The sequence below is a fragment of the Vogesella mureinivorans genome (genome assembly GCF_007644035.1).
GTDB classification, from domain to species: domain Bacteria; phylum Pseudomonadota; class Gammaproteobacteria; order Burkholderiales; family Chromobacteriaceae; genus Vogesella; species Vogesella mureinivorans.
On sequence record NZ_VMTV02000903.1, the window covers coordinates 1 to 384 of the forward strand.

Consider the following 384-nt stretch of genomic DNA (forward strand, 5'->3'; position numbering starts at 1 on the left):
CAGGGCGCGGCCCTGCACGGTGAAGATCTCGGCGTTCTTCAGCAGCAGGTCCTTGCGCTCCATGCCCGGGCCGCGCGGCATGGCGCCGACCAGCAGGGCCACGTCAGCGTCCTTGAAGGCCACTTCCGGGTCATCGGTGCCGACCATGCCGGCCAGCAGCGGGAAGGCGCAGTCTTCGAGCTCCATCATCACGCCCTTGAGTGCCGCCTGGGCCTTCTCCATTGGCAGCTCGAGCATCTGCAGGATCACGGGCTGGTCCTTGCCCAGCATCTCGCCGGAGGCGATGCGGAACAGCAGGGAGTAGCCGATCTGGCCGGCGGCGCCGGTGACTGCAACGCGGACGGGGGTCTTCATGGGAGGGTCCTGTGTCGTCTTCTGGGGTGG

At 68.0% G+C, this 384-nt stretch carries 1 protein-coding gene; it reads right to left on the bottom strand.

What is annotated here, in order from left to right:
- The coding region (locus tag FLQ44_RS20185; protein WP_439144954.1) for a lactate/malate family dehydrogenase at window positions 1-354 on the bottom strand (354 nt) is incomplete at its 3' end.
- Window positions 355-384 lie beyond the last annotated feature (30 nt).